The organism is Haloarcula amylolytica JCM 13557, assembly GCF_000336615.1.
GTDB lineage: Archaea > Halobacteriota > Halobacteria > Halobacteriales > Haloarculaceae > Haloarcula > Haloarcula amylolytica.
On the sequence record NZ_AOLW01000042.1, the window covers coordinates 219 to 638 of the forward strand.

A 420-nucleotide genomic window follows, 5' to 3' on the forward strand; every position below is an offset into this window, starting at 1 on the left:
TCGCCCCCAAGGTGGAGATGGTGGGCGAATCGACCCTTCCCAGGCTCGGTTTCACCCGGCCTGGTGCATCTGTCGTCGTACCATATCCCATCGCCGTCCCACACTTAAGGGGCACGGTTCGGGGCTGGCACGTCGTATGGACCCACTGGGATTTGAACCCAGGGCCTCCGCCTTGCAAAGGCGGCGCTCTCCCGCTGAGCTATGGGCCCGGCAGATCCGCACGGTTGTTAGCCCTGATAGTTCATAGGTGCCCGGTCGACGGAGTTCTCGAACACCGAAAGGTGGGTCAGGCCAGAGGCCTGATCCCGATCAGTAGGAGGTGATCCAGCCACAGATTCCTCTACGGCTACCTTGTTACGACTTAAGCCCCCTTGCGGAGCCCAGATTCGACCGTCGCATGACGGCCTCATCCGGACCCCA

General features: G+C 61.9%; 1 tRNA gene and 1 rRNA gene. Both read right to left on the minus strand.

Annotation, left to right across the window (positions count from 1 at the left end):
- Window positions 1-137: 137 nt before the first annotated feature.
- Window positions 138-209 (minus strand) — tRNA-Ala (locus tag C442_RS16100).
- A gap of 105 nt (window positions 210-314) precedes the next feature.
- Window positions 315-420, minus strand: a 16S ribosomal RNA gene (locus C442_RS16105); the annotation flags it as partial.